Origin of the sequence: Christiangramia qingdaonensis (assembly GCF_048381525.1) — a bacterium.
Taxonomy (GTDB): Bacteria; Bacteroidota; Bacteroidia; order Flavobacteriales; family Flavobacteriaceae; genus Christiangramia.
In genome coordinates, this window is sequence record NZ_JBLWIM010000012.1 from 1 (window position 1) to 2,163 (window position 2,163).

Consider the following 2,163-nt stretch of genomic DNA (forward strand, 5'->3'; position numbering starts at 1 on the left):
ATTACTACTCTCAACGAACATACGCCTTGCTCCCAAAGCGGCTGCAAATATACACCCCAATTTTAATTACACAATGACTTTCTCAAGAAAATATTCGATTTATGCGAACCGCAAAGACTTCAGAGATAAGCTGCTTAAAATAGAACAGATGACGGCATTTTGATATCAATTCAGCAACTAAAAATCAAACAGGCTCTTGATATGATAATTTCAACATTAAGAATACTACAGGAAAAGATCCCAAACCAGGCCAAATCTTACAAGAAAGTCGGTATATGGATAGTCTGGAGCAGAGAAATTGTTGTTCCCGGTAACCAGAGAATTTAAATGCTGCAACTTAAAGAAGATCCTTGCTTTGTCCACTTTTGCATTGAAGAAATAGTCCACTACAGGAAATCCACCAATCTCTTCTTCATTCTGAACATAAAATTCTGCCAGGATTGGATCATAGGCATTCGCTTCAAACTTCGTAAAATACTTAAAAGTGAAACCTGTTTGAAGATAAAGCGCCTTATCGAACCAGAAGTCCTTATAGTAAATAGAATTCCTTGTAACCAGGTCTGGAACATTCAGAACGCCTGTTCCCTCCAGGACATTCTGATACATTATAGTATTGTAGCTTCCGAAGAGACCAAAATCAAATTCTTTTTCAGCCTTCAGCTTTAAGTGCCTAACCGGCTGATCATATTGAAAAGGCTTTACCGACCCATTTTCATTTTCAGCAAAGTACGTATAGTTATCAATTTGTGATAATGAAAAATTTACGTTCGCATACTTTTCAGAAGAAAGTCTGGCGTATAACCTCTGTGAACTTACATTATCGAAATCGTTCTGCCAGTTATAATTTATATAATCGTTCTGATAGAGCAGAAAATTGAAATTGGGCAAACTGCTATTTTGATCGAAGCCGAAACGGATACTATTTTTATCATCGAATTCATAGCCGGCGGAAATATTCAGATAATTACCGGAAAAATCATCATCGAGGTTGAGTCGTCCTGCAGCTTTAAGATCAAAATCACCGATACGCTCCTGATAAGTAGCAGCCAGATGTAATAAATCTCCGAAAAGTTTATTGCCTACTACAGATTCCTCTGTTATATAGACGGCGTTATATCCATAGTCATAATTAGTATGTCCGGCTTTTACAGAGAGTTTTCCAAGTACATCATTTTGAAAATTTACTGCGACTTCATTAAACGTTGTATATAGTCGAGTAGATGTTTGTAGATTAGTAGCCTCAAAAGAATCACCATATAGAGTATTTTCAGCAGTTTCCTGATTAAAGACAAACTTTTTATAACTATGATCAAAGATGTGAGAAATACTCAGATTATTGGTGGAATCCATGGGATCTGTTAGTTCATATTCATGATCAATAAAAAACCTTTTCCCAAAGAGAGTACTCTTAGCATCCTCATATTTGACATCGAGTACAGATCTATCATCGAACTCTTCTTCCTCCGCAATATATTGAAGCACTGCAAGGCTATCAAGACCCCCGTTTTCCTCATTCATTAGATCCTGAGAAACGAAATGTGCTTTTATACGATACCTATCATTATTTGTATTATAGGAGAACCCCATTCTAAGATTTCCAGTGCTGGTCAAAATATTCTGATATTTACCTAATGCCCTCGTTCCCTTATACGCTATAAACATATTCAGGTTCTTAGAAGTATTGATTGTAAATAATGCATCGAGCTGCTGCCCTTGTTCCGGTACGGTTTTAAAATAAAGCTGTGTCCATGGTGTTGGAACCTGATAATAGTTAATATCGTCCACTTCCATAAAATTGTAATGCCTTGCTTCTGCCCCAAAACCAGGAAATGCTTTCGTATTATCCTCGGTATAACTAAGGGTATTGTAAGTTTGCCCGGTATTTGAAAATGGTAATAGCTCAAAATTATCTTTTCTAAGATAGTTGAACTTGTAATCCTTAAGTATGGTAAGCGTGGTATCCAGGTGAGTAGTGTCATTCTTCACAGAAATAATCTTATAAAGGTCTACCGGCGGTATGCTATCTTGTTTTTTCTGCTCATCGCTTTCTTTCCCGTTTTCACCCGGTCTACCTCCCAGCCTTGTTTGGGAGAATAGAACCGAAGTAAATAAAATAAAAAAGCAAAGAAAAAGACCTCTCATGTGAATTAGCTATAATGCAAA

At 36.7% G+C, this 2,163-nt stretch carries 1 protein-coding gene; it reads right to left on the reverse strand.

What is annotated here, in order from left to right; genetic code table 11:
* Positions 1–225: 225 nt before the first annotated feature.
* Positions 226–2,142 carry a putative porin gene (locus tag ACNI3T_RS04925; RefSeq protein ID WP_418226874.1) on the reverse strand — a complete coding sequence of 639 codons (1,917 nt, stop codon included), beginning with the start codon at positions 2,140–2,142 and terminating at the stop codon, positions 226–228.
* Between the last annotated feature and the right edge of the window lie 21 nt (positions 2,143–2,163).

What these genes read in the sequence shown, in the direction of transcription:
- ACNI3T_RS04925 (WP_418226874.1), bottom strand. Translation starts at nt 2,142, where the DNA reads ATGAGAGGTCTTTTTCTTTGCTTTTTTATTTTATTTACTTCGGTTCTA.